Below are 22,927 nucleotides of genomic sequence, written 5' to 3'. Positions count from 1 at the left end.
CTTCGTCTCAAAAGTTGATCGTTGGTCCGAGGCTCAGCGAGTTGGTGCGGGACGAGGAGGGCGAAGCAGGCGAATCCACTGGATTCGTCGATGCAGCCCGACAAAGTCCCGCGCCGACGCAGCCAGCCGAAGCCAGAGCCGACTTTTGAGACGGAGCCTAGTCGACGGCGTTGGCGTTGAGGAAGTGCTAGTCGACGGCGTTGGCGTTGAGGAAGTGCTAGTCGACGGCGCTGGCGTTGAGGAAGTGCTAGTCGATGGCGTTGCCGTTGAATTCACGTCGGGTGGATGCTTGACCCACCGCCACAGGTTGCGGATGGCAAGGCCAACGGTGAAGGCCTCGGGTTGAGGCTTGGTCGCTCCAACCGGCGGAGACATGTCACGAGAGAAGAGAATGGCAGGCAATGGCCTGCCCTACGGGAAGATGCCGCGGCCGAACCCGACGCGCCATCTGGACATGCGCTGGGATGCCTACCTCGGCGTGCCCGATCCCGACGGCGATGTCCTCGTTGTCGGCCACGTTCGGTAGGGGCAAGCGCACCGTCAAGCCCCAACGATTTCGATGGACCAGGGCACTAGCAGTCCGTTGATTTAAGCGGGCCAAGGCGGGAACGAGCCATGTTGGCCAAGATCAAGGAGAAGAAACGGAGGCGAATCTGTGGATTCGTCGAGTTTTGTGGACGCCGAGATTGGTCAAGAGGGCCGTTCGTAGCCTGCATCGAATAGGTCAACGGGCTGCTAGCCGTCCAATGGCTGTCTGTTCGCGGGTGGCGAATTGCCTCGACATAGAGGGAGTCGAGGTCTCGCGTGGCTGGTTCGTGAGCGACCAGTTGGGAGGGGCCATGGTCAGCGATGGTCCAGGTCGTCTGAGCTTGACGTCTGGTTTCTCAAGAAGCGTTTGTGAAGACGAACCCCCTCACCCCTGGCCCGTCTCCCGGCGGGAGAGGGGAGAAGACGGGTCGCGTTTCGGGGATGTCGAAAGAATGCCGCGAATGGCGAGCGATTTGCAACGATGGACGCGCGGTGGGAGAAACACGTCGCCATCGGGCCGCTGCGTTGGTGGTGGAGGGCGACGATCGGGATGCGGAGGTGAGCGTTGGGAAACTCGGCGTGGTTTGAGTCGTGGGACAGCCTCTACAAGATCGCCGTCAGCGCGTTGGTCGGCTACCTCATCTTGATCGTCTACGTGCGGCTCGCGGGAAAGCGGTCGACGTCGAAGATGAACAACTTTGATTGGATGGTGACCGTCGCGGTCGGCTCGGTCTTCGCGTCGATGGCAATCCTGAAGGACGTGACCGTCGCGGATGGGGCGCTCGCGATGGCGCTGCTGTTGGGCTTTCAATATCTGCTGACGACGGCGACGAGTCACTGGGAATGGGCGCGGGGGCTCTTCCTGGCGACGCCTTCCATCCTCTACGCCAACGAGCAGTTTGACGATGCGGAGATGAGAAAACAACGCGTTTGCCGAGGCGAGATCATCTCGGCGATTCGCGAACGGGGAATCGGGTCACTGCGGGAGGTCGCGGTGGTGACGCTCGAACCGGACGCGGAGATGTCTGTCGTGATCAAGGGGAAGGATGGGGAACTCGACACGGTCGATTCGCTTCCCGGCTACGAGGAGTTGGCGGGGGTCGGCGAAAGCCGCGAGACTCGGTGAATGCTGGCGTCCCTCGGTGCGGGAGGGCTCCGATCGGGGGTCCTTGTTGTCCGCATGGAGGTTGGTTTCCGAAGAGGAAATCTCGATGGGAGTTTGGGCCGGGTTCCTAGAGAATGGCGACCGGCCAATGTCCTGATTGGCAAGTTCGTTACATCAAATCTCGGCCCTCCGATGGTGCGGAAGATTGCCCAATCATAGGCGTTTTCCGCATGCCCACGACCAGCGTGGGCATGGCGCCCAAGAGTCTTTTCGTCAATGAACTAACCAATCAAGACACTAGCAGAGCGTTGATTTAAGCGGTCCAGGGCCAGAACGAGCCATGTTGGCCAAGATCAAGGAGGAAAAGCGCAGGCGAATCCGTCGATTCGTCGAGGTTTGTCAACGCCCAGATTGGTCAAAAGAGCCGTTCGCAGTCGGCAGCGAATAGATCAACGGGCTGCGATAGGGAAGACCGCAAAGGGGACGATCGGCAAAGAAGGAGAGGAATCCACGTGAGCTTCGATCTGGCGACCTACCCGATTTGGCTGAATCTTGGCGTCTTTCTCACTGGAGCCTGCTTGGTGTGGTTTGCTGGCAACCGGCTGGCGCAAACGGCGGATGAAATCTCCGAGCGAACCGGGATCACCAAGGCGCTCGCGGGAGCCTTGCTTCTGGGGGGAGCGACGTCGTTGCCGGAGATCGCGACGACGGTGACCGCGAGCGGACTTGGGAATGCCTCGCTGGCGGTGAACAACCTCTTCGGCGGCGTCGCGATGCAACTGGCGCTGTTGGCGTTGATCGACTTCCTCATGGTCAAAGGGGCGCTCACCTTCGCGGCGCCCGAGCCGGTGTTGCTGCTGAGCGGGGTGCTGCTGACGCTGCAGATCGCGGTCGGGGTGACGGCGATCGCCTCGGGCGACATTTCGCTGTTCGGCTACCTTGGGTTTTGGCCGTGGGTGATCATGGCGGTCTATCTCCTCTCCCTGGTGGCGATGAATCGCTTCGCGCGGAATGAGGCGTGGGTGCCGGCGGAGTTGCCGGAGACGCCGGGCGAAACGGAGAAGAAGCGCCAGGAAGAAGTCGGATTCAAGTCGCCGAGTAGTCTCATTCGACTTTGGGCGGGATTCGCCATCGTTTGCTCGTTGGTCCTGTTGGGTGGATTCCTGGTCTCATCCACGGCCGATGCGTTGGCGGAGCAAACGGGGCTCGCGGGCGGCTTCGTCGGGGCGACCTTCGTGGCGATGACCACTTCGCTGCCGGAGATCAGCACCACGGCGGGGGCGATCCGTCTAGGCGGCTACACGATGGCGATCTCGAACATTTTCGGGACGAACTCGCTCGAAGTCGCGCTGCTCTTGCCGAGCGATTTGGCGTACCTTGGCGGTCCCATCGTCAATGCGGTCGATCAATCGGTGGTCTTCATGGGGGGAGTGGGCATCATCCTGACGAGTCTCTACCTATGGGGGCTGCTCGAACGGCGCGATCGGACCGTCGCCCGGATGGGGATCGACTCCTGTTGGGTCGCGAGTATCTACATCCTAAGTCTCTTCATTCTCTACACGATCTCAGGAACGACTTAGCATCCGTGGGCGATGAATCGGAACGGTCGGACCAGCGTAGGCGATCTCCCAAGTGCGAAGGCGAACGCATGCACCCTCGACGGATCGCGGTCTTCGGTTCGAGCACCATCTACGGCACCGCGGACACGGAGATGGGGGGCTTCGTCAACCGGCTAAAGTTGTGGCATGAAGCCAACGACGAGAAGAATCGCGTCTTCGGTCTGGGGATCTGGGGCGAGCGGACGCCGGAACTGCTTGAGCGGATCGTTCCCGAAGCAAGGACTCGCAAGCCGCATCTGCTGCTGATCTATCCCGGTTACAACGACTGCCATCGCCGCGATGCTCCCGATGGGCCGATCGCGACGTCGCCCGAGGTATTCGCCGACCTGATGAGGGAGCTTCTCACCAAGGCCCAGTCGGTCGCCCCCGCCGTGGTGATGACTGCTTACCCCTTCGACGAGTCGCGGACCCGCCCCTACCGCTACACGAACGCTTACTACTGTCTCGACGACGCCCGCCGATACATGGCGATCCTGGTCGAGGTGGCGGAATCGCTTGGCGTGAAGGTCCTCGACTTCTTCGGTATGTTTCGAGAGACCGACATGACGCCCCTGCTCTCTTCGGACGGCTTGCATGGCAACGCCGCGTGCCACCAACGGCTCTTCGAGCTGACCAAGCGGTTCTTGGTCGACGAGTGCGGGGCGAGAGGTTAGCGGACCGCATTACTGGGCCTCGGTTGTCGCCGCGGATCTCGTGGCAATTGGAACTGGAGATGCACTAGCCCTCTTGCATCGCCTTGGTGGTTTGCTCGACGTCGAACGCCTCGGGATCGAATGGGCCGCCCCACATGAGCATCCACTGGTGACGTTCGTGACTGGGATCGGCCAAGATTTCAAGGTACTCGTCGTATCCCCATATGCCTCCGACATCTTCCGGGGGACAGGCTCGCGCGCCTTCCAGGCAACGCGGGTACCGGACGTTGTTGTCGAGGGGCAACCAGCCTTCGAGGATGACTTCGTGCTCCCAGCTATCCCCGAAGTCGTACTCGTAGAGGAATGACACTGGCTTGCCGTTTCGGGGCAGGAGACCACTGAGCTTCGTCCTGGTCGAATCCCGACTCCTGGAGAAATCGTCATCTTCGCCGAGAATGTGGATATCGACGTAGTACTCGTCGTTGATGATGAACTGGTGCAGATGCGAGTTGGTCCAGCCCATGGCGAGCTGAATGTGGTGATGAAGCTCGTCGAGCGTCCCGTGGTTCATTTGGATTCGCCGCCAGATGGGCGGATCGGAGCCGATGAGGGTGATCTTGAGCTGGTAGCATCGCTTGGTGACGGGAGTCGCCGCGATCTTCGTGGCATCGCCGAGTGCCTCGCTGAGTCTGTCAACCAAGCGTTGGAGAAAGATTCGCTTGGTGCCGTGTTCCTCCTTGAGAGCGAGTTGCCGTACGGTTTGCCGGGTGATGAGAAGCTCGGCCTTGGTGAAGGCAATCGACCGCGGTTGCTTCTTCTCGACGCAAAGTCGTTCGGTGAGTTCGGGCGTCAACTCGGCGACGAAGGTGCGCTGCGTCTGGGTGAGTCGAACGTCAATCGACGTCTCCGGCATGCGTCTTCCCTCTTCAAGTGAGCATGAAGCGTATTGGTTGACACTCCTCGGGGTTGCTGTCCGCGTCGACCGTGTCCTATTGCCCCGGCCATCACGAGCGCCGCGGGGCGGGTGACGTTCGCGAGGATCTCACAACTCCGGGTGCTCGGCCGAGGTGTTGGGGATATTCTTGAGTCCCCAACGAGCAAGCAACCCCATTAGCGTTTTAAGTTCCTTGCCCCGTTCCGTGAAGGTATAGATCGACTTTCGCTTGTCGGCGGGTTCAGTCTCCTTGGTGATGTAGCCGGCGGCTTGGAGTCTCTTGAGCCGGTCCGAGAGGATGTTGGTCGCGATCTTCTCGGGGGAGTCGAGGAACTCCTCGAAGTGGGTGACGCCGAGGGCCAGATCGCGGACGACCAGCAGCGTCCACTTGTCGCCGACGAGGTCGAGGACGCAGGCGACGGGGCAGTTGGAGCGTCGGTCGAGGGTCGGTTTCTTCTTCCTGTTCGCCACGATGATACCTTGCAAAATGCAATGAAAGCCGCTATCGTTCAAAGTTCCTTGCAAAAGACAATCTATTCGATTCGAGGGAGAAGGACATGGTGACGAGTGAATCGGGAACGATCCGCCGCTACGAGGCCGGGCCGATGGAGACCTGGGGCGACCAACTCTTCGCGATCCCCGGGATGCCGGCGGTGCCGAAGTGCTTTCTCAAGGGACGGCTGGGAATGAAGGGGATGGAGGTCTCGCTCAATGCCCTCAAGCCGGGGGTGGCGATGCCCCAAGTTCATCGGCACCGCGTTAACGAGGAACTCTACCTCTTTCTCTCGGGGCGCGGGGAGTTTCACGCCGACGGGGAGCTTTTGCCGATCGAGGCGGGGACGTGCATCCGCTGCGAGCCGGAGGTCGGGCGCTCCTGGCGGAACACGGGTCAGACCGAACTGGTCTTCGTCGTGATCCAAGCTCCCAACCGCGAGAGCGGCAGCGCGATGATCTCCGATGGCGAGTTGGTGGACGAACCACCGCGGTGGGCGAAATCGTAGATCGGCGGGATTCGTGTAGGGAGGCCGATGCTGGGGCGGGATCGCCCCAGCGTTCGTCGGTGTCGGGCGGGATCGCCCCAGCGTTCGTCGGTGTCGGGCGGGTCAGAACTGGTCGATGATCTGGCCGTCGGAGGCGGACATCAGCCGTTCGAAGAGGCTGTCGACGGTGCCGCCGCCGGTGTAGAAGTGATTGTCGATCGCCTCGTTGAGGAAGGCGACGCGACCATCGCCGAAGAGGAAGTGAGCTCCGCCGGGGTGGGAGCTGCTGAAGGCCATGTTTTGGGAGGTGTTCCCCGTCAGGGGTGGGTTGATCCCCCAATGGCTCGTACCGGCGTAGGAGGTCATGCCTTGGTTGGAGGCACTGTTGCCCGACTTGTCTTGGGCGGTGGGGCCGTTGCCGGGGCTGCTGTTGCCGCGGATCGCGAGCATCATCGCGGCGAGCATGAGATTGTTGCCCCCGCCGCTGTAGTAGCGCTCACCGGCGAAAACCGTTTTGCTGATCCCGTCGCTGACGTCGCGAAGCTTGGTGGCGCTGTTCTCGTAGAAGACGCCGGTCGCCCCGCTGACGCCGTCGTTGGGATCGCTGGCCTTGTAGGCACGAACGTAGGCGTTGTTGTTGGCGGCGACGTAGTTGGTGAGCGACACACCCGTGTTATCGCTACCGGGATTGGCGTCGAAGGTATAGCCGATGGCACTGATGGATGTGCCGTTGATCGTGACGCTGTAGCCGCTGTCGAAGGCGTTGGGGCCGTCGTCGGAGGGGCAGCGAAAGGTGTTGTAGCGAGCCTGCATCTCCTCGGTGTTGAGACCCAGGGCCGTGCTGGCTTGGGCGTTGCCGACGTTGAGCCGGTCGTAGAGTTGGGCCTTGTCGACGTAGGGCAGAATAAACGCGGTCCAGACCCAGTGCCCCTCGTCGTCACCGGCGATCGGGTCGAGGATGTGACCCGGCGGCAGGGTTCCATGGGCTTGAATGTAGTTGTGCAGCGCGACGCCGATCTGTTTGAGGTTGTTTTGGCACTGGGAGCGGCGGGCCGACTCGCGAGCCTGCTGCACGGCGGGCAACAAGAGTGCCACGAGCACGCCGATGATGGCGATCACGACGAGAAGTTCCACCAAGGTAAAGGCGCGTAACGCCCTGCGTCCTTTGGACATGCTTTCGGTTCCCGGTTGATTGAACGATGAATAGAGTGCCCGCCCCCGAGCATTCTTAACACTAGTTCGCGATGACCGGTCCTGTCAAGCAGGAACTCCCTCCCCTCCCCGGCGACTTGAGCCAAAAACGTTCGATTGCAAGTGCAGTTCGGACTTGATCGAGGTTCCTTCCGCGAGCGAAACGTTTCCTGACCGGCAAACTTTGCGCTGTTTGACGCGGATTGGCTCCTTTCGCGAGCCTCGGTCCTTTGTTGGACAGTTGCCTGGCGATACCATCGATTGTCACCTCTGAATTCCGACACCTTTTGCCGCCGTTCGCACGCTGGCCGTCATGGATGATGGTCCCACGAGCACGGCTCGCCGGTCCCGCGGGGAGGGCGAGTGAGTGCACCAAATCACGTTCCCGATGAGGAGCAGAAGGGGCGTCCAGCGAGTCTGGAGCATCTCTCATGAACACGCTTTACCGACTGAGCGTCATCCTGTGCCTGCTGGTGGCGGCCGGTTGCGAGACGACGGCCGGATTCTACGTCGAGAAAGACACCTACACCCAGACCCCGGCGGTGGGCGACCCGGACCTGCGGACGAGCTTCAAGCTCGAGTTCACCGAGAAGGATCTCTTCGCCCGGCCGCCGCGGCGTCCCCGAGTGGCGCCGGCGCGGGCCGCCGCCCCGGTCGCATCGGAGATGACGATGTCGTATGATCCCTTGGATGAGACGTGACGCGGTCCTGTCATGAGTGGTGAGCCGCCGTCGGTCTCGTTTGCCCGACCTTGCCGAAAGCGCGAAGCCGCCAACGAGGGAAAGTGGATCGCCCATGCCTGAGACACGCAACTGTCCCGACTGCGACGCCGAGGTCTCGATCGACGCGACCGTCTGTCCGAAGTGCCAGCGAGCCCTCGAGCCCTACGCGCCGAAGACGGCCCCCATGGTCCCGGTGTACATCGCGATCATCGTGGTGATCTTCATCGCGGTCGTGGTCTACTTCAACTGGCTGCCGACGCCCCCCGAACTCGAGTGAGGCGTCCCCCTTCCCTTCACCGACGAATCGCGGCCGGCCCTCACGCGTCGCGAATCAATTCCTCCACCCGATCGGCGACCCGCGTTCCGAACGCGTCGCAATCCCAGTCGGCGTAGCGATCGGCGAACGCTCGCGCGTTGGCGGCGTACTTGTCCGATTCGAGCATTCGGTCGAGTTGGCGAACGACCTCGTTGGGTTGATTGCCCTGAACCATCAGCCCCGCGCCCATCATGACCGCTCTGGCGGCGACCATCTGGGACTCGAGCGTCACGGGAAACATGAGCGTCGGGATTCCGGCCATCAGCATCGCGATCGTCGTCGAGAGATTGGCGTTGAGAATCGCCAAGTCGGCCTCGCGCCGGACGTGGGCCAAGTCGAGCCGATCCCGCTGAAAGCGGAGCGTCGCGGACTCGCAGCGTTTGAGGAGCGACTCATCGATCCCGGAGGGATAGATGAGGGTCGGATGTCCCAACTCGTTGAGCCGGTCCAGGACGGTCGGGAGAATCGGGAAGGCTCTCAGGTAGCCGAAGATCTTGGGGCCATCGCCCTCGGGCCACTCGGGAGCGGCCCCCGGCACGAGCGGTGGAGGTCCCCAATAGGTCGCGCCGACCCGGTCCTCGTAGTGGTCGAGCTCCTGAAACGAGAAGATGATCGTGTCGTCCAATTCGCCGAAGAGCTGGCCGAGTCGTTCGAGTGGCGCTCCGCCAAGGCTCTCGATCGCGGCATTGGCGTTGGCGAGAATTCGGGCTTCGTCCCGCTCGAGTTGTTCGGGCGTGTAGCGCAGCCGGGGTTCGAGGACTCGGAAAGGGGTCTCGTCGGGGGGGCAAGTGAAACCGCCGCCGATGTTGATCTTCTTCTGCGGAAGGGCCCGCAACGCGACCAGCGCCGTGGGGCTGTGATCGCAGAGGACGATGGCCGGATCGATGGTGGAGATCAAGTGCCACCAGGCGTTCGCGTGCGAGGAGAGGTCCTTGGCGTTGTCGAACCCGCTGTCGTTCATGACTTGGGGGAAGGTGGCGGTGGTGCGATAGTACGGCGACACGGGGCTGCTTCGGTAGGGGGATTGCAGCATGCGGATGGGCAAGCCGTCGAAGGCGCGTCCCAGGGAAGTGAGGTTCCGGGAGGCGAAATAGATCTCGTGTCCTCGTTCGAGAAGGGTTTCGACCGTCGGCCGGTGCGGCAGCAGGTGCCCCATGCCGAGGCCGAGTTCCCAAGTGAAGAGGATGCGTGCCATTGAGGGAGTCCTAAGCAAGTCCCCGAGGAGATGAACAATCTCCACGCGGGCATGACGTCGGTCCATGGAACTTGACCGGAAACGTCTCGGGTGGTTGGCTTCCAGGGCCGTTGGCGTACACTATTCCATTTCGCGAACGCGATATCGTCGCGAATAGCCGAACGTCCTTTTCGTCGAGAGACCTAGAGCGAGGAAGTACCTTACATGGGCAAAGGTGACAAGCGAAGCAAGCGGGGCAAGATCAGCCGGGGCACTTTCGGCAAGCATCGCCCTCGGAAGTCGAACCAAACGAGCAAGAAGTCGGCCGGCAAGTAACTACTCACTCATCGGATGGGCGATCTCGAGGAGGTTTCCGTCGGGGTCGCGCACGTAGAGGGACTCGATCGGTCCGGTCGCTCCGGTCCGGCGGACGGGGCCTTCGATGATGGGTGTTCCCGTGGCGTCCAGATGACGGGCCACCGTCGTGAGTGGCGTCGACGTGAGCAAGCAAAGGTCCGCCGATCCCGCGATCGCCTGGGCCGCGACCGGTGGGTGGAGATGCCCCACCTCGTGAAGATTGATCTTTTGCCTGCCAAAACGAAGGGCGCGGCGGCCCGCGCCGAACGTGACCGCTTCCATCCCGAGCACCCGCGTGTAGAACGCGATCGTTGCGTCCAGGTCGCTGACCGTGAGGACGAGATGATCGAGCGATTCGATCGTCACCGCGGGGCTCAGGTTTTCGGTCGCCTCACTCAATGTCGATCGGCACCTTCTTCTTGTGAGTGGCCTTCAGCTTGGCGAGCCGCACGGTGAGGATGCCGTGGCCGTACTTCGCTTTGACTTGATCGGCGTCGATCGCCACTGGTAACGTCACCACGCGGTTGAATTTGCCATACTGCCGTTCGCAGTGATGAATCTCGCACTCCTCCCCCGCCGAGCTCTGATTCTTCTCGCCCCGGATTTTGACCGACGTATCCGCGACCGCGACGTCGAGGGATTTGACGTCGACGCCGGGAATCTCCATCGTCAGGACGATGTCCTTGTCGGTCTCGGCGATCTCCACGACCGGTTCGTACTCGTCGTTCAAGATGTCCGAGTAGACGGGGTACATGTTCCACTGTCCGCCGGTGAGCCGATCGAAGACGGAATTGAACTCGTCGCGCAACCGGTGTAGCAGCGAATGAGAAGGCTCCTCCGCGGGGGGGAGGTCGGATTCCCGTTGTTTGCGAACCCTGGGCTTGGCCATCGGTATCCCTTCAAAAAGCAGCCTGAACTCCGTTCGAACGGGGTCGTTCTAAACATCCCACCAGTTGGAATCATCCTCTTGTTGGCGAGATTGCGAGGCTGGGTCGGAGGCCATGGGTCCGTTGTCCTCCGCCTCTTGTTCCGGGCTCTCGTCGACTTGATCCCAGAGGTCAAGCAAGTCATTCTTCTCGGGAGCCGCGGTGGCCGGTTCTTCCGCGACTTCCGAAGGTGGTGGCGGTGGCGGCTCGTCCCGGGGCTCGGGTTCGCTCTCGGCCTGCATTGAGGGAGTTGGGTCGTGGTCGGGAGCCGGTTCCCACTCGGCGACGGTGTTCGATGCGATTTGGGGCGACTCCTCGCCAGAGTCGGCCGGGACGATGGCGGCCTCGCGGTCGGCTTCCGGCTCCTCGGCTTCCTGGTGGAGGGGCGCTCGGACCGGCTCGGGAGTAGGTTCCTCGGCGATGTCGTCGGCCGCTGGTGGTGCCTCGGGTGTCGGCGACGGTTCAACCTCTTGAGCGGGCGCCTCGCTCCACGCGTCCGCATCGGGCGGGAAACTTCCTCCGTCATCGCTGGCGTTCGGAGAGGCGGGTGGTGCCTCCCGCTCGATCGGGGCTGACTCGACGTCTTCCGGTTCCGACGACTTCGCTTCGTCGATCCCGGTCGCCCAGGGATCGGGTTCGTCCGTGTCCGAATCCTGAGACTCCGCGGCCATAGGTTCAGATCCCGAAGGCTCCGGGGGCGAGACCTCCGAGGACTCGGGGTTTGTACCGATCGGCGCAGGGTCATTCGGTTCCGACGCCGCGGGCCACGGATCATCTTCCAGGGAATCGGTACGAACGGGATCGTTGGCTTCGGGTGGCACGGGAGCCGGTTTGTCGACCTCCGGTTCATTGAACTCCAGTTTGTCGACCTCCGGCTGGCTGGCCTCCGGTTCCGCGGCCGGCGGGACGGGAGCGGCTTGTTCGGGGGGATGATCCCACGAGTCCCACTCCGGCGGCAGGGCGCTCTCGGCGGCGCGCGCGTCGGGCTCGGTCGTGTGCCCGCGATCGGGAAGGTGGTCGAACGACGTCGCCCCGGTCGCGTCGGCCAAGTCGGGGCACTGGAACACGAAATCGGTCGAGCCGGCGCGAATCCGGTCGCCGTCCTTGAGGGGGACCGGGTCGACGACGCGGTGACCGTTGAGGGTCGTGCCGTGGCTGCTACCGCAGTCGGCCAACATGAACTCGCACTCGGTGGCGATGATCGTGAAGTGGCGTCGCGAAATATAGCCGTCGGAGATGGCGATGTCGTTGAGGTTGCGTTGGCGTCCGAAACGGAGCTCTTGCCCGCTTTGGACGGTGAACTGCTGACCGGTCAGCGGTCCGGCCTCGACGATGATCGTGGCGGAGAGCGTCATCGTTACGTCCGCATCCTGGCGTCAAGGGGACTGGGTTTGCTCGTGGAGCGTCGGTGTCGGCCCTCGTCGTGATGAACCGAAGCGCTCCCCGACAGCCTCTGTTTTAGCAAAGAGGTGGTGGTCGTCTCCATACAATGCGGCGGGATCGCGCGGATGAGTGCGACGCGCGGGTCACGTTCCAGAACCCGCCAACGGCGTGCGCCCTTCCTTCGACAGTTGGTGGGCGCCTATGGTTAGACGAGTGGGTCGGGCCATCGCCTGACTCTTTCCTGAAGCGAGAAGGATGGACGCCTTGCATGACCGACCCTCCAACCTGCACGAACTCCGTGAGAGTGGTTGGCAGTCCCGCACCGTCAAGGAAGAGATTCAGCACAACTTCCTCCGCATGATGGAGAGCGGCGAGGATCTCTTTCCGGGCATCATCGGCTATGAAGATACCGTGATCCCCGAGATCAACATCTCGCTGATCGCCGGCCACGACATGCTCTTTCTGGGCGAGAAGGGGCAAGCGAAGAGCCGGCTGATGCGCTCGCTGGTCCGTTTCCTCGACGACGCGGTTGCGTACATCGACGAGCCCGGCCTGCCGGTGCACGAGGATCCCCTCAAGCCGATCACGCGCCGCGGGCGCGAGTTGGTCGCCGATCTTCCCGCCGACCAGATCCCGATTGCCTGGTGGCGACGCGAGGATCGTTACGCGGAACGGCTCGCGCCGGGCACCAAGTTCGCCGACGTCATTGGAGAGATCGACCCGGCGAAGCTCGCCGGCGGCGCCAGCATGTCGGCGGAGGAGGCCCTTCACTTCGGACTGATCCCGCGCATGCATCGCGGCATCTTCGCGATGAACGAAGTTCCCGAACTCGACGAGTTGATCCAAGTCGGCCTCTTCAACATCCTCGAGGAACGCGACGTCCAGATTCGCGGCTACCCGATCAACTTCGACATCGACGTGCTGGTTCTCTTCTCGGCCAATCCCTCCACTTATAGCCGCTCGGGAAAGGTCATCCCTCAGCTCAAGGACCGGATCGGCTCGACGATTCACACCCACTACCCACGCGAACGCTCGATCGGGATCAGCATCATGGAGCAGGAGGCGGCGCTGGCGACCGATGGCGACTACCCGGTCGTAGTCCCCTACTTCATGAAGGAGATCGTCGAGCAGATGTCGATCGCGGCCCGGCGTTCGAAGTACGTCGATCATGACTCGGGGGTCTCGGCCCGATTCAGCATCGCGAACTTTCGCACCATGGTCGCCTCGGCCCGTCACCGCTCGGTAAGGCTGGGCGAGAAGCCGGCGGTCCCACGCATCAGCGATCTCGGGCACACCTACAGCTCGTCGCTCGGCAAACTCGAGCTCGACCTGATGGGGACCCACCAGATGAGCGAGCGACAGGTCCTTGAGGCGATCCAGGCGGAAGCGGTTCGGACGGTCTTCGAGGAGTACGTCGATCGCCACGGTCTGAGCGAGATCGCCGAAATTTTCGGGCGTGGGATCAAGATCGAGGTAGGTGACATGCTGCCGTCGTCGGCCTACGCGGAGCGTCTTCGCCGTGTGCCGCCCGCTTGGGACAAGGCCTTCGAGGTCAACGCCTCCGAAAGCGACGCGGTGCGGGCCTCGTGCGTCGAGTTCGTTCTCGCCGGGCTCTACGCGAGTGATCAGATTTCCCGCGCCGAGCACCACGGCCGGATCACCTACGAGATGTAGGCTCCTATTGCTCCTCCCTTTCCGATGCTCCCCCTTGCCCTGGGGGAGAACAGATTGCTCCCCCTTGCCCTGGGGGGAGAACAGATTGCTCCCCCTTGCCCTGGGGGGAGATAGAGGGGGTCGGCGATTGGATCGGTCGCGATTGGATCGGGTGCCATGCCCACGCTCGCGTGGGCATGCGCGAGAGGTGTCGTTTTCAGATGCGGTTGTGGTCCACCATCGGACCGGAACTGTCTGCGAAAGAGGGAATTTCCCGGGGGCCTCTTGCGTGTTTCGCACGCCCAGGTTGACGAGCAACCTGGGCCACCCAACGACGCTTCCTGCTCCCCCTTGCCCTGGGGGAGAACAGATTGCTCCCCCTTGCCCTGGGGGGAGATAGAGGGGGTCGCGAATTGGATCGGGTGCCATGCCCACGCTCGCGTGGGCATGCTTGAGAGGTGTCGTTTTCGGGCGTCCGGTCGCCACTGGCTACTTGCCTGCCGGTGCTCGTCGATCAGGTGAAACCATCGGGTGGGCCTCGACCCACCAACAAGACCTTACTCCTTGCCGAGGGACTCTGGATCATGACTTCCCGCGAGCGCCTTGGCGGCATCATCCACAGCTACCAGAAGTACGACCCGGTCAGCTTCCCCAGTCCGACCGCGCCGCCGCCGGACATGGTCTCGTCGGCCTTCGACCACATGCTCGCCTATGGCGACATGCGCCGCTTGACGCCCGAGGAGTTGGCCCGCGCCGTCAAGATCGACCCGAGCCAGATCCAAGGGCTCGGTCCCAGCATCGACGCTCTCATCGCGATGCTGGAGGAACGCAAACGCAAGATTCTCGCAACTTACGAGACCGACGGGGTGCGAAAGAAGGCTCGTGGCGAGTTCTCCATGCAAGCCACCGAGACCGAACCACCCAAGCAGCATCGCAAGCAGTTCCGCCGCGCGGTCCGTGAAGAGCAGATCCACGACCTCGAGCAGCTCTGGTATCAGGCCGGAGACGAACGCAGCCCCTTCGCCAAGTCGCTGCTGCACCTGATGGAGGCGCTCGGGAACGTCTACCAGATCGACGAACTCGCCTCGAAGTACGCCTTCACCGGCCACGAGGCGATGACCGTGCCCCAGGCCCTGCGGATCAAGGAAGAGCTCGAGGCGATCGACAAGCTCCTCAAGCAGTTGGAGGAAGCGAGAGAGACCGCGCAGATCGGCGTGATCGACCTCGAGGAACTCTCGCAGTTCGCCGAACCGGGCGACATGCAGCAGTTGGAGGAACTGCGGGCGCAGGTCGAGAACTACATGCGCGAGCAGGCCGAACGCCAGGGACTTGAATTCGAGAAGGGAGCCTTCCGCCTGACGCCGAAGGCGTATCGCGTCTTTCAGGGCAAGCTACTTGAGCAGATCTTCAGCGACTTAACCGCGTCGCGCAGCGGCCGACACGAGGGACCGGTTATTGGCGAGGGGGCGGTCGAGACCCAGCGGACCAAGGACTACGAGTTCGGCGACTCGGTCACCCACATGGATGTCGCCAGTTCGATGGTCAACGCGATGCTTCGCGACGGCCCGAGCCTTCCCATTCGGCTCAAGGGCGAAGACATCGTCATCCACAAGACTCGCAACAACCCCAAGTGTGCCACCGTGGTCCTGCTCGACATGTCGGGGTCGATGCGCTACGGCGGGCAATACATCAACGTCAAGCGGATGGGCTTGGCGCTCGAGGGTCTGATCCGTTCGGAGTTCCCGGGCGACTACCTGCGGTTTCTGGAGATGTACACCTTCGCGAAGCCGCGTCATCCGTCGGAACTGGCCGAGTTGATGCCCAAGCCGGTCACGATCTTCGACCCCGTCGTCCGGCTCAAGGCGGACATGAGCGACCCGGAGATCAGCGAGTGGCAAATCCCACCCCACTTCACCAATATCCAGCACGGCCTGCAACTTGGGAGGCAGTTCCTCGCCTCGACCGACACGCCCAACCGCCAGATCATCATCATCACCGACGGTCTGCCGACGGCGCACTTCGAGGGGGAGATGCTCTACCTCCTCTACCCGCCCCACCCGGAGACCGAGGAAGCGACGATGCGCGAAGGGCGACTTTGCGCGCGCGAGGGGATCACGATCAACATGTTCCTCCTTCAGAGCTGGAACCAGACTCGTGAGGACATTCAGTTCGCGTACAAGCTCTCCGAGGGAACCAAGGGTCGGGTGATCTTCACCGCCGGCCACGACCTCGATCGGTTCGTCGTCTGGGATTACCTCAACCGCCGCAAGACGATCATCGGTTGAACCCGTCGTCTCCGTCGGCGATCTCGCGTCCCGTCGCGTTGACTTCGTCCTTGCTCCCCATACGTCAATCGCGAGTCGTACCAGTTCGTGGCGCGGCGGTCATTTCCATGACAGAAACGAGGAGACATCGCACATGGCCAATGTGACATTCAAGGGTAGCCCGGTGGAACTTGTCGGCCCGACGCTGAAAGCCGGCGACAAGGCCCCCGACTTCAAGCTCCAGGGCGCCGATCTTGCCGACGTGACCCTCGCCACTTCGGCCGGCAAGTCCCGCATCCTCGTGGTCGTGCCGTCGCTCGACACGGGCGTTTGCTCGACGGAGACGAAGAAGTTCAACGAGGAAGCCGCCAAGCTCGACGGTGCCGTGGTGCTGTGCGTCTCGGTCGATTTGCCCTTCGCCCAGAAGCGTTGGTGCGGCGCCGAGGGCGTCGACAAGGTCGCGACGCTGTCGGATCATCGCGACGCGTCGTTCGGCGAGGCCTACGGGGTTCGGATCAAGGGTGGTCCGCTCGATCGCGTGCTGTGCCGAGCGGTGTTCGTGATCGGACCGGACGACACGCTCAAGCATGTCGAGTACGTCTCGGAGATCGCCGAGGAACCCGACTACGCTGCCGCGGTCGCCGCCGCGAAGTAGCGCGGATCGTGGCTTACGAAACGCTGATCGAGGTCGAGCTGTTGGAAAAACGCGACGGCTCGGCCTTTTTCCCTCCCCGCCCGAGATTGTTGGCGCGATAGGCATTGGCGAAGGCCTCGATATCCCGGCCGACCAAGTCGTAGTACCAGTACTTCACGTCGCTCGCGAAGACGCGAAAGACGCCTCCTTCGAGAAACCGCCGCGACGACGTCACCATCGGCTTGTGGATCAGCGTCAGTTTACCCTCGCGCCGCAGTCGCATGCAGAAGGCCGACGCCTCCATCAAGCCACGCTCCGGATAGCCGCCGATCGCCTCGAAGACCGAACGCCGCACGAAGATCCCTTGGTCGCCGTAGTACCAGGGCCAGAGGCGGTAGCGGATGCGGTTGATCACTTCCACCAGACGAAGTCCCGGATGGGTGCCGTCGAGTTTGAATTCGAAGGCTCCCGCGACCGCGCCCTTGCGCAGCACGTCGGCGATCGAGCGATCGTAGGCCGGTGGTGGAATCGTGTCGGCGTCGAGAAAGAGCAATTCGTCGCCCGTCGCTTGGCTTGCCCCGAGGTTGACCGCCTGGGCGCGGCTGGTGGGCGGGACGTCGCTGGTCGCCAAGCGGACACCCAGTCGCCGGGCGATGCGGCGGGTGTCGTCTCGGGAATCGCAATCGGCGACCACGATCTCCGGACCACTCCTCGTCGTGGCGTAGCGACGCACCGCGACCACGGCCGCTTCCAGATAGCGATCCTCGTTGAGCGTGGGGATAATCACACTAAGGGCCACGCCGAGTCTCCTTTCGGCGGCTATTTACCAATCCATGAACCGTTCGCGTTGGCCGCGAGACCGGTCGCCACGTCGAACACCGGGTCGAGCCTCCGGCCCGGCGATGGCGGGGCGGCCTACTTGTCGGGTCGTGTGAAGATTTCCGGATCGACCGTACGTTTTAAACGCCCGTCGGCGGGATTGATCATCACCAAATAGGCGTCTTTTTCGTCCCAGGGGACAAATCCCTCGGCATCATACATGGCGCGCGCGGGCCAGTTCCGCTCATCGCACGCCAGTGTCAGCAAGCTCACGCCCGCCTCGCGCGTCTCGCGAAGGGCTTGTCGGGTCAGCTCCCGCCCGAGTCCCCGTCCGCGCGCCTCGGGCACGATGCCAATATAGGCGAGTTCGAACGCATCGAGCTCGCGGAGGCGCACGAGCAGAATGCAGCCGACCCACTCCCCCTCTTGTTTGATCAGCTTCCAGTACTTCGGCTCGAAGAGTCCTTGGGCCTGGTGGCTCTCGACAATGTCTTCGAGATCCCGAGCTCCGTTGAGTTCCGGACAGTCGCGGCTTCCTCGATAGCTCCGTTCGAGGATGTGCAGCAAGTCCTCGTGGTTCTCCGGTCCGTAGGAGTCGACCTCAAACACCTGACCGGGCTCGTCGATGGGTGGTTCGAAGACCGAACGACGCAAGTAGATCAGTCGCGTCAGGTGGACGAACCCGGCCTCTTGGCTGCTGGCGACGAGGTGCTGTTGTTGGTTGCTGAGCAGGAGCTGCGCCATGCGGACTTCGCGCGAGCGGGCGTAGTCGACGGCGGCGACGAAGAGGTCCCGTTGGATGCCGTGGGCCGTACCGGGGGGAGGGGCCTCCCGAAACCGAGGTGGCCAGACGAGAAGGGAGCGTCCGGGGGTCTCGAACGCGATGGCGATCGCGATCGGTTTGCGCTTGCGGTGGCACCACACGATGCCGTCGAGGCGAACCCGCCCGTGCGCCTCGCTTTGGAGTACCGATTCCACTTGTCGCATCTGGTCGCGCGGCGGCAAGTGGGTGTAGAGGCAAGAGAGCGCGAGGCTCCAGTCTTCACGCGGACATCGTTCGACGACGACGCTCGAGCCCACAACTACGTTCCCCCCGTGGGAGCCGGGATCGGTCGTCCGAGCAACTCGGCAAGCTTGGCTCCCGGGTCGTCGGCCCGCATCAGCGTTTCCCCAACCAAGATGGCGTCGATTCGCGCTTCCTCCAAGCGGAGCACGTCGGCGCGCGTTTTGATACCGCTTTCGCTCACCAACGTCACGTGGTCGGGAATCTTGTGGCGAAGTTCGATCGTATGGGCCAGGTCGGTCTCGAAGGTCTGAAGGTCGCGGTTGTTGATGCCGACCAAGCGGGCTCCGCTGTCGAGGACCTTCGAGAGGTTGGCCGCTTCGTACAGTTCGACCAGGACCGTCATGCCGAGCTCTTTGACCAGCTTGACCAGTTCGTTGAGCTGCGTGGCCTCGAGGCACTCGGCGATCAAGAGACACGCCGACGCGCCGGCCAGGCGCGATTCGAAGATCTGAATTGGATCGAGAATGAACTCCTTGCGAAGGATGGGCAAAGCGACCGCTTCGCGAACATCACGCAAGTAGCGTAGCGAGCCCTGGAAGAACTCCTCGTCGGTGATGACGCTCAGGCAAGCGGCGCCGCCGGCGGCGTAGCGCGTCGCGATCCACGCGGGATCGAAGTCCTCCCGGATCAAGCCCGCCGAGGGAGAGGCTTTCTTCACCTCGGCGATGACCGAGACACTTTGGTCCTGGCGAATGGCTTGAAGAAAGTCCGCCGGCGGGGAGAGGGAACGCGCTTTCAATTCCCAGGCCTCCTTGCGAGCCGTCTCGCGCAGGGCCTCGATCTCCGTCCACTTATGCTCGACGATCCGTTCGAGAGCATTCTTCATGCGTCGTCCGCCTTCTCAAGCCAATATTGCCGACCGCGTTCGTGCTTGCCGGGCGCCGCGAGTCCGTTGCTTGCCGCCACGGGGCGCAGAGCGTACTTGCCGCCACGGGGCGGAGAGACCAGAAATGGTCTTGCCGCACCTGAGCGAACCTCCAATCCTGAAGGAGTTGGGGCCACGCGAGGTCGGGCGATCCACGCTTTGGCCCCGGTGCCGAGGATCTGGTCCGGGCCGCCGGGCAAGGGAGATACCATTGTATACGCTGGACATTCGCACCCAAACGCGAACCGAATGCATCGATGTGACTGAACAGGTGCAGCGCGTCATCGATGAGGCGGGCCTGCGCCAGGGAGCCGTCATTGCCCAGGTTCCCCACACGAGCGCCGCCTGCACCCTCAATGAGAGTGCCGATCCGGAGGTCGGTCGAGACCTAGTCAACTACCTCGATCGGTTGGTGCCGAAAGATAGGGAACTCTACGGACACGAGGAAGAGAACGCCGACGCCCACATCAAGACCTCGCTCGTCGGCAGCAGCGTTCACTTGATCGTCGAACGCGGTCGGCTCGTTCTCGGAAGGTGGCAAGGAGTCTTCTTCTGCGAATTCGACGGTCCGCGTGACCGAAAGATGCACCTGCAGCTCCTTCGGAGCGTCTAGTCGTGAATGTCGCCCCGATCGCGTTTCTCTTACCAGCGCTACTTCTGTTCGGGGCCGGCTACGCGCTCGATCAACGCTTGCGGCGCTGGCCGAACATTCGCTGGCGGCGCCGGTTCCCGCTCAAGCTCAACGGCTTCGGATTGGCGTCCGTCATTCTGGTCGTTTTCCTCTTCTACAGCATCCCGCCGTTGCGGTCGGGCCCGATCGATGTGGGAGACGTTCGCGATTGGGATGGGTTTCGAGCCCGTCTCGCCCAAGAGGCCGGAGACGGGCGGACGCCGGGAGCTCACATCGCCTCTCGGATCGACCCGGCGATCTGGGAGGAGTTTCAGTCGGCCGACCAGCTCTCGCCGGAACTCAAGCGATCGATGGCTCGACAGCTCTCGCAGCTCCTGGGCAAGCCCGATCTCTACGAGCCGGAAGCGTATGCCAAGGTCGATCTCTCGCCCCAGCTCCTCGACGAACTCGAGCGGGCGACCGCCGGCAACCTCGACGGATCGGATCTCGTCCAGCTCCAACGCGTCTTGCTCGTGAGGACCTATCCCGAGTTCGTCTCCCCCGCGATTTTCCAGCGCTTGGCGGTCATGATGTCCCTGCTGCTGGTCACGTTGCTGGTGCTGATGAAGGTCGCCCTGCGGCAGCCACTCTACCAGCTGGGCATCCACACGGCCCATGCCGGAACGATGGCGGCCTACGGCGCCGCGCAAGCGTTTGTCTGGGGGCCGGGGGCGTTGCTCCTGAGCCTCTTCGTGCGCAGCGTCGTTCCCCAGGACCGGCTTCACCCCGCCCAGGAGTTCCTGCTCAGCGGAGGGCACTGGCTCGACTGGTTGGCGTTGGGGACCACGGTCGTCGTGCTCGCCCCCTTGCTTGAGGAGCTGTTCTTTCGAGCGACGCTTCAGGCGTGGCTCTGCAAGTTCATGTCGCCGTGGAACGCGATCCTCCTGGCCGGATTCCTCTTCGGCTTGGCCCATGGTGGCTCGTGGCCCGATCCGGTTCCCCTCACGCTCTTGGGGGTCGGTTTTGGCGTCACCTACCAGCGAACTCGCTCGCTCTGGGCGCCGGTGCTCTGCCATGCGACCTTCAACGGCGTCATCAACGGAGCATTGATTCTGCTCGGCCGACTGCTCGAGGGAGGTTGACGTGATGTCATCGCACGAGCCACCGGAGACCTCGCCCGCCGTCGACGCCGACGCGACCGAGCCATCGCCATCTGACATGAGAGCGACTTCGGATGCCGACCAGGGGGAAACCCATCGGTTCAGGGTCGACGCCGCGGGCCACCGGCGCCGATCGTCACTGACCCATGTCACCCTGTCCGGCAAGATCGACCGGCCACTCCTGCAGCGTCCCGACCGCAGCCGACCAACGCCCTGTCAGGGCGAATATGACGCCGCGACGGATAGGACGAGTCTCTGGTGGTTGACCGACCCGTTGGGCGCGGAGGAAAGCTACGACGTCGATCTTCGCCTCGGCGTTCGCCAGCGGTCCACGCCCGCGCGGGTGAAGGTCGCTCCTTCGGCGACCGGCTGGGTCGTCAGTATCCGGGAGCGACGAAGCGGCGAGGTGCTCCTTTCCAAACGAGGCGTTCCGCAGCTCAGTCTACTGGATGACCGAGGGCGGCTCGCGACCGTCACGCATCGCGCCCGCAGTTTCGGCGAAGCGCTCGACCCGACGCGCGGGGCCGCGCGACAACGGGTCCGGCGCGGGCAACCGATCGCTTGCGATGGGGCGGTCGTTGGCACCGTCGCCGGTCGGTTCGCACAGCTCGATGAGAAAGCTCGCGTTAACTGGATGGAGAGCCATTGCTACCGGTTCCTCGATGGGGACGAGAAGGCGACGATCATCGACGCGACCTACTCGTGGCAGGCGACCACCGGGCCGATTCCCTTGGCGCTGCCTCACTCGGTCCCCGCGAGCAGGCCCTGTCATTTGCCGGTGCTGCGGTTGGCTCTCGCCGGTGGGGCGCGCGTGAGCTGGTTCGGCGATCTCGGCTGGAAGGGGCAGGAGGAGATCGCGGCCCATCCTTCATGGATCGTGCTGGCGATGAGTGAGCATCGCTGCCTGGCATTGGTGTTGTCGTCGAGCACTTGGGGGCAGCCACCCCGCTGGCGTTTTGTCGGGAACAGGAGCGTCGAGGCGCTGGCCTCTCCGGGGCTTCCGGGAGCAAGCCAAGGGGATCACGTTCAGCTACCGCTCGGCAGTTCGCTGACGCTGCGGTATCGGCTCCTCTCCTTTCCTCCCACGGACGACGCCCTCGACTTCGCGCGAGAGCAGCTCCTCGATGCCGAGTATCCACCGCGAGTGCGTCCGTTGGAAGAGCCCGCCGAGCGTCCGTGAACCGCCCGGCTTCGCGGATCTTCAACGATTCATGTTGTTCGTCGCATGTTGCAGCCGTAGGCATTTCCCGACGCGGGGTCTGAGCAGACGGTGGAGAATGAGCATGAGCCAGGACGAAGTCTTCAATCCCTTCGCGGCGCCCGAGGCGTCGGAGCGATTCGATCAAGGGGGCGCGAGCCAAGGAGAACGCATCGGGCCGCCGTGGGAGAAGGAAGGCCCAGGGATCAGGTCCTTCTTCGACACCGTCTTCGGAATGGTGCTTCGGCCGGGCAAGACCTTGGCCAGGATGCGGCGCACGCCGAGCATCGGGCTTCCGTTCGCGTTCGGGTTTCTGGGTCTCTACCTCTTCGCGCTGCCCTACAACCTGCTCATGCTGGCGGGTATCGACCTCGCCCCGTTCGCCAACGACCAGCAGCTTCAGGTTCCCAAGGTGCTCCTGTTCGCTTGGATCTTCCTGATCGGGCCGATGGTCGGGATGCTCATGGCGCTCGTCTATTCCGGGTTCATGCACCTCTTAATGCGTTGGCAGGGATACACGGAGATGCCGTGGGGCGTGACGGTGCGCTGTATCTTCTATCCGATGGGCTCGACGGCGATCTGGCAACTCATCCCCTTCGTCGGCCCTTTCATCATGGTGGTGCAAAACATCTGTCTTCAGGTTTGGAGCCTCAAGCGTCTCCACGAGCTGAGTTGGTGGCGCGCGATTGTGGGATGGCTCTCGCCGATCATCGTCGCGTTCTTGGCCGCTTTCATCTTGTTCCTCGGGATGGCGATGATCGCGATCCTCGCGAGAGGCTAGCAGGCCGCAA

At 63.0% G+C, this 22,927-nt stretch carries 25 protein-coding genes; 15 read left to right on the top strand and 10 right to left on the bottom strand.

The window, feature by feature from the left end:
- Nucleotides 1-391: 391 nt before the first annotated feature.
- The 4 genes from Pan216_RS27935 (at nucleotide 392) to Pan216_RS01240 (ending at nucleotide 3,905) form a co-directional block, all read left to right on the top strand.
- Entirely contained in the window at nucleotides 392-526 is a 135-nt protein-coding gene (locus Pan216_RS27935) for a hypothetical protein (RefSeq protein ID WP_419193135.1), read from the top strand.
- Between the two features lie 567 nt (nucleotides 527-1,093).
- Nucleotides 1,094-1,654, top strand: coding sequence for a DUF421 domain-containing protein (locus Pan216_RS01250; protein ID WP_145253683.1), 561 nt, complete (start codon nucleotides 1,094-1,096; stop codon nucleotides 1,652-1,654).
- A 491-nt stretch (nucleotides 1,655-2,145) separates the two neighbouring features.
- A complete protein-coding gene (locus Pan216_RS01245; RefSeq protein ID WP_145253680.1) occupies nucleotides 2,146-3,213 on the top strand; it encodes a sodium:calcium antiporter in 1,068 nt (355 codons plus the stop codon).
- A gap of 68 nt (nucleotides 3,214-3,281) precedes the next feature.
- A complete protein-coding gene (locus tag Pan216_RS01240; RefSeq protein WP_419193134.1) occupies nucleotides 3,282-3,905 on the top strand; it encodes an SGNH/GDSL hydrolase family protein in 624 nt (207 codons plus the stop codon).
- 64 nt (nucleotides 3,906-3,969) lie between these two features.
- Here Pan216_RS01240 and Pan216_RS01235 read toward each other — a convergent pair whose 3' ends face one another.
- Both Pan216_RS01235 and Pan216_RS01230 read right to left on the bottom strand, forming a co-directional pair.
- The gene (locus tag Pan216_RS01235) at nucleotides 3,970-4,797 is read right to left on the bottom strand and encodes a plasmid pRiA4b ORF-3 family protein (RefSeq protein ID WP_145253674.1); all 828 of its coding nucleotides are present in this window, start codon (nucleotides 4,795-4,797) and stop codon (nucleotides 3,970-3,972) included.
- A 129-nt stretch (nucleotides 4,798-4,926) separates the two neighbouring features.
- A complete protein-coding gene (locus Pan216_RS01230; RefSeq protein WP_145253671.1) occupies nucleotides 4,927-5,289 on the bottom strand; it encodes a winged helix-turn-helix transcriptional regulator in 363 nt (120 codons plus the stop codon).
- A gap of 86 nt (nucleotides 5,290-5,375) precedes the next feature.
- On the opposite strand from Pan216_RS01230, the gene Pan216_RS01225 reads away from it, so the two are divergent.
- Nucleotides 5,376-5,819, top strand: a complete 444-nt coding sequence (locus Pan216_RS01225; RefSeq protein WP_145253668.1) for a cupin domain-containing protein — start codon at nucleotides 5,376-5,378, stop codon at nucleotides 5,817-5,819.
- A gap of 102 nt (nucleotides 5,820-5,921) precedes the next feature.
- Here the strand turns inward: Pan216_RS01225 and Pan216_RS01220 are convergent, their stop codons facing one another.
- On the bottom strand, nucleotides 5,922-6,971 hold the full coding sequence (locus Pan216_RS01220) for a DUF1559 domain-containing protein (protein ID WP_145253665.1): 1,050 nt from the start codon (nucleotides 6,969-6,971) through the stop codon (nucleotides 5,922-5,924).
- A 449-nt stretch (nucleotides 6,972-7,420) separates the two neighbouring features.
- Between Pan216_RS01220 and Pan216_RS01215 the strand changes: the two genes are divergently transcribed.
- Together Pan216_RS01215 and Pan216_RS01210 are read left to right on the top strand one after the other, a co-directional pair.
- Nucleotides 7,421-7,690, top strand: coding sequence for a hypothetical protein (locus Pan216_RS01215; protein ID WP_145253662.1), 270 nt, complete (start codon nucleotides 7,421-7,423; stop codon nucleotides 7,688-7,690).
- Between the two features lie 94 nt (nucleotides 7,691-7,784).
- Nucleotides 7,785-7,988 (top strand): hypothetical protein, encoded by a 204-nt coding sequence (locus Pan216_RS01210; protein ID WP_145253659.1) that lies wholly within the window; start codon nucleotides 7,785-7,787, stop codon nucleotides 7,986-7,988.
- 40 nt (nucleotides 7,989-8,028) lie between these two features.
- On the opposite strand, the gene Pan216_RS01205 is transcribed toward Pan216_RS01210, so the two are convergent.
- Nucleotides 8,029-9,222, bottom strand: a complete 1,194-nt coding sequence (locus Pan216_RS01205) for a glycosyltransferase (RefSeq protein WP_145253656.1) — start codon at nucleotides 9,220-9,222, stop codon at nucleotides 8,029-8,031.
- A 204-nt stretch (nucleotides 9,223-9,426) separates the two neighbouring features.
- On the opposite strand from Pan216_RS01205, the gene Pan216_RS01200 reads away from it, so the two are divergent.
- Nucleotides 9,427-9,537 carry a 30S ribosomal protein THX gene (locus Pan216_RS01200; protein ID WP_145253654.1) on the top strand — a complete coding sequence of 37 codons (111 nt, stop codon included), beginning with the start codon at nucleotides 9,427-9,429 and terminating at the stop codon, nucleotides 9,535-9,537.
- Here Pan216_RS01200 and Pan216_RS01195 read toward each other — a convergent pair whose 3' ends face one another.
- From Pan216_RS01195 to Pan216_RS01185, 3 genes are read right to left on the bottom strand one after another with little or no spacing between them, the layout of a single operon-like run.
- The gene (locus Pan216_RS01195; RefSeq protein WP_419193133.1) at nucleotides 9,538-9,957 is read right to left on the bottom strand and encodes a VOC family protein; all 420 of its coding nucleotides are present in this window, start codon (nucleotides 9,955-9,957) and stop codon (nucleotides 9,538-9,540) included.
- A complete protein-coding gene (locus tag Pan216_RS01190; RefSeq protein ID WP_145253651.1) occupies nucleotides 9,950-10,447 on the bottom strand; it encodes an Hsp20/alpha crystallin family protein in 498 nt (165 codons plus the stop codon). The genes Pan216_RS01195 and Pan216_RS01190 overlap by 8 nt, the downstream gene beginning before the upstream one ends.
- A 48-nt stretch (nucleotides 10,448-10,495) precedes the next feature.
- Complete coding sequence (locus tag Pan216_RS01185) at nucleotides 10,496-11,839, bottom strand: FHA domain-containing protein (protein ID WP_145253648.1); 1,344 nt, start codon at nucleotides 11,837-11,839, stop codon at nucleotides 10,496-10,498.
- 283 nt (nucleotides 11,840-12,122) lie between these two features.
- On the opposite strand from Pan216_RS01185, the gene Pan216_RS01180 reads away from it, so the two are divergent.
- The 3 genes from Pan216_RS01180 (at nucleotide 12,123) to tpx (ending at nucleotide 16,439) form a co-directional block, all read left to right on the top strand.
- Nucleotides 12,123-13,541, top strand: a complete 1,419-nt coding sequence (locus tag Pan216_RS01180; protein WP_145253645.1) for a magnesium chelatase ATPase subunit I — start codon at nucleotides 12,123-12,125, stop codon at nucleotides 13,539-13,541.
- A gap of 563 nt (nucleotides 13,542-14,104) precedes the next feature.
- The gene (locus Pan216_RS01175) at nucleotides 14,105-15,805 is read left to right on the top strand and encodes a vWA domain-containing protein (RefSeq protein WP_145253642.1); all 1,701 of its coding nucleotides are present in this window, start codon (nucleotides 14,105-14,107) and stop codon (nucleotides 15,803-15,805) included.
- Between the two features lie 133 nt (nucleotides 15,806-15,938).
- Nucleotides 15,939-16,439, top strand: a complete 501-nt coding sequence (gene tpx / locus Pan216_RS01170; protein ID WP_145253640.1) for a thiol peroxidase — start codon at nucleotides 15,939-15,941, stop codon at nucleotides 16,437-16,439.
- A 13-nt stretch (nucleotides 16,440-16,452) separates the two neighbouring features.
- Here tpx and Pan216_RS01165 read toward each other — a convergent pair whose 3' ends face one another.
- The 3 genes from Pan216_RS01165 to trpC all read right to left on the bottom strand — a co-directional run bounded on the left by Pan216_RS01165 (nucleotide 16,453) and on the right by trpC (nucleotide 19,129).
- Entirely contained in the window at nucleotides 16,453-17,217 is a 765-nt protein-coding gene (locus Pan216_RS01165) for a TIGR04283 family arsenosugar biosynthesis glycosyltransferase (RefSeq protein ID WP_419193132.1), read from the bottom strand.
- Between the two features lie 116 nt (nucleotides 17,218-17,333).
- Nucleotides 17,334-18,317: a GNAT family N-acetyltransferase gene (locus tag Pan216_RS01160; RefSeq protein WP_145253635.1), complete on the bottom strand. Its 984-nt coding sequence runs from the start codon at nucleotides 18,315-18,317 to the stop codon at nucleotides 17,334-17,336.
- Nucleotides 18,318-18,319: 2 nt separating this feature from the next.
- On the bottom strand, nucleotides 18,320-19,129 hold the full coding sequence (gene trpC, locus Pan216_RS01155; RefSeq protein ID WP_145253632.1) for an indole-3-glycerol phosphate synthase TrpC: 810 nt from the start codon (nucleotides 19,127-19,129) through the stop codon (nucleotides 18,320-18,322).
- 250 nt (nucleotides 19,130-19,379) lie between these two features.
- On the opposite strand from trpC, the gene Pan216_RS01150 reads away from it, so the two are divergent.
- From Pan216_RS01150 to Pan216_RS01135, 4 genes are all read left to right on the top strand, one after another.
- The gene (locus Pan216_RS01150; RefSeq protein WP_419193131.1) at nucleotides 19,380-19,781 is read left to right on the top strand and encodes a secondary thiamine-phosphate synthase enzyme YjbQ; all 402 of its coding nucleotides are present in this window, start codon (nucleotides 19,380-19,382) and stop codon (nucleotides 19,779-19,781) included.
- Between the two features lie 2 nt (nucleotides 19,782-19,783).
- Nucleotides 19,784-20,920: a CPBP family intramembrane glutamic endopeptidase gene (locus tag Pan216_RS01145; RefSeq protein WP_145253626.1), complete on the top strand. Its 1,137-nt coding sequence runs from the start codon at nucleotides 19,784-19,786 to the stop codon at nucleotides 20,918-20,920.
- A 4-nt stretch (nucleotides 20,921-20,924) separates the two neighbouring features.
- Complete coding sequence (locus Pan216_RS01140) at nucleotides 20,925-22,118, top strand: hypothetical protein (RefSeq protein WP_145253623.1); 1,194 nt, start codon at nucleotides 20,925-20,927, stop codon at nucleotides 22,116-22,118.
- Between the two features lie 103 nt (nucleotides 22,119-22,221).
- Complete coding sequence (locus tag Pan216_RS01135; protein ID WP_419193130.1) at nucleotides 22,222-22,917, top strand: hypothetical protein; 696 nt, start codon at nucleotides 22,222-22,224, stop codon at nucleotides 22,915-22,917.
- Nucleotides 22,918-22,927: the final 10 nt, after the last annotated feature.

Origin of the sequence: Kolteria novifilia, from assembly GCA_007748055.1 — a bacterium.
In the GTDB taxonomy this organism is placed as follows: Bacteria; Planctomycetota; Planctomycetia; order Kolteriales; family Kolteriaceae; genus Kolteria; species Kolteria novifilia.
This window is presented reverse-complemented; position numbering and strand designations above follow the sequence as displayed.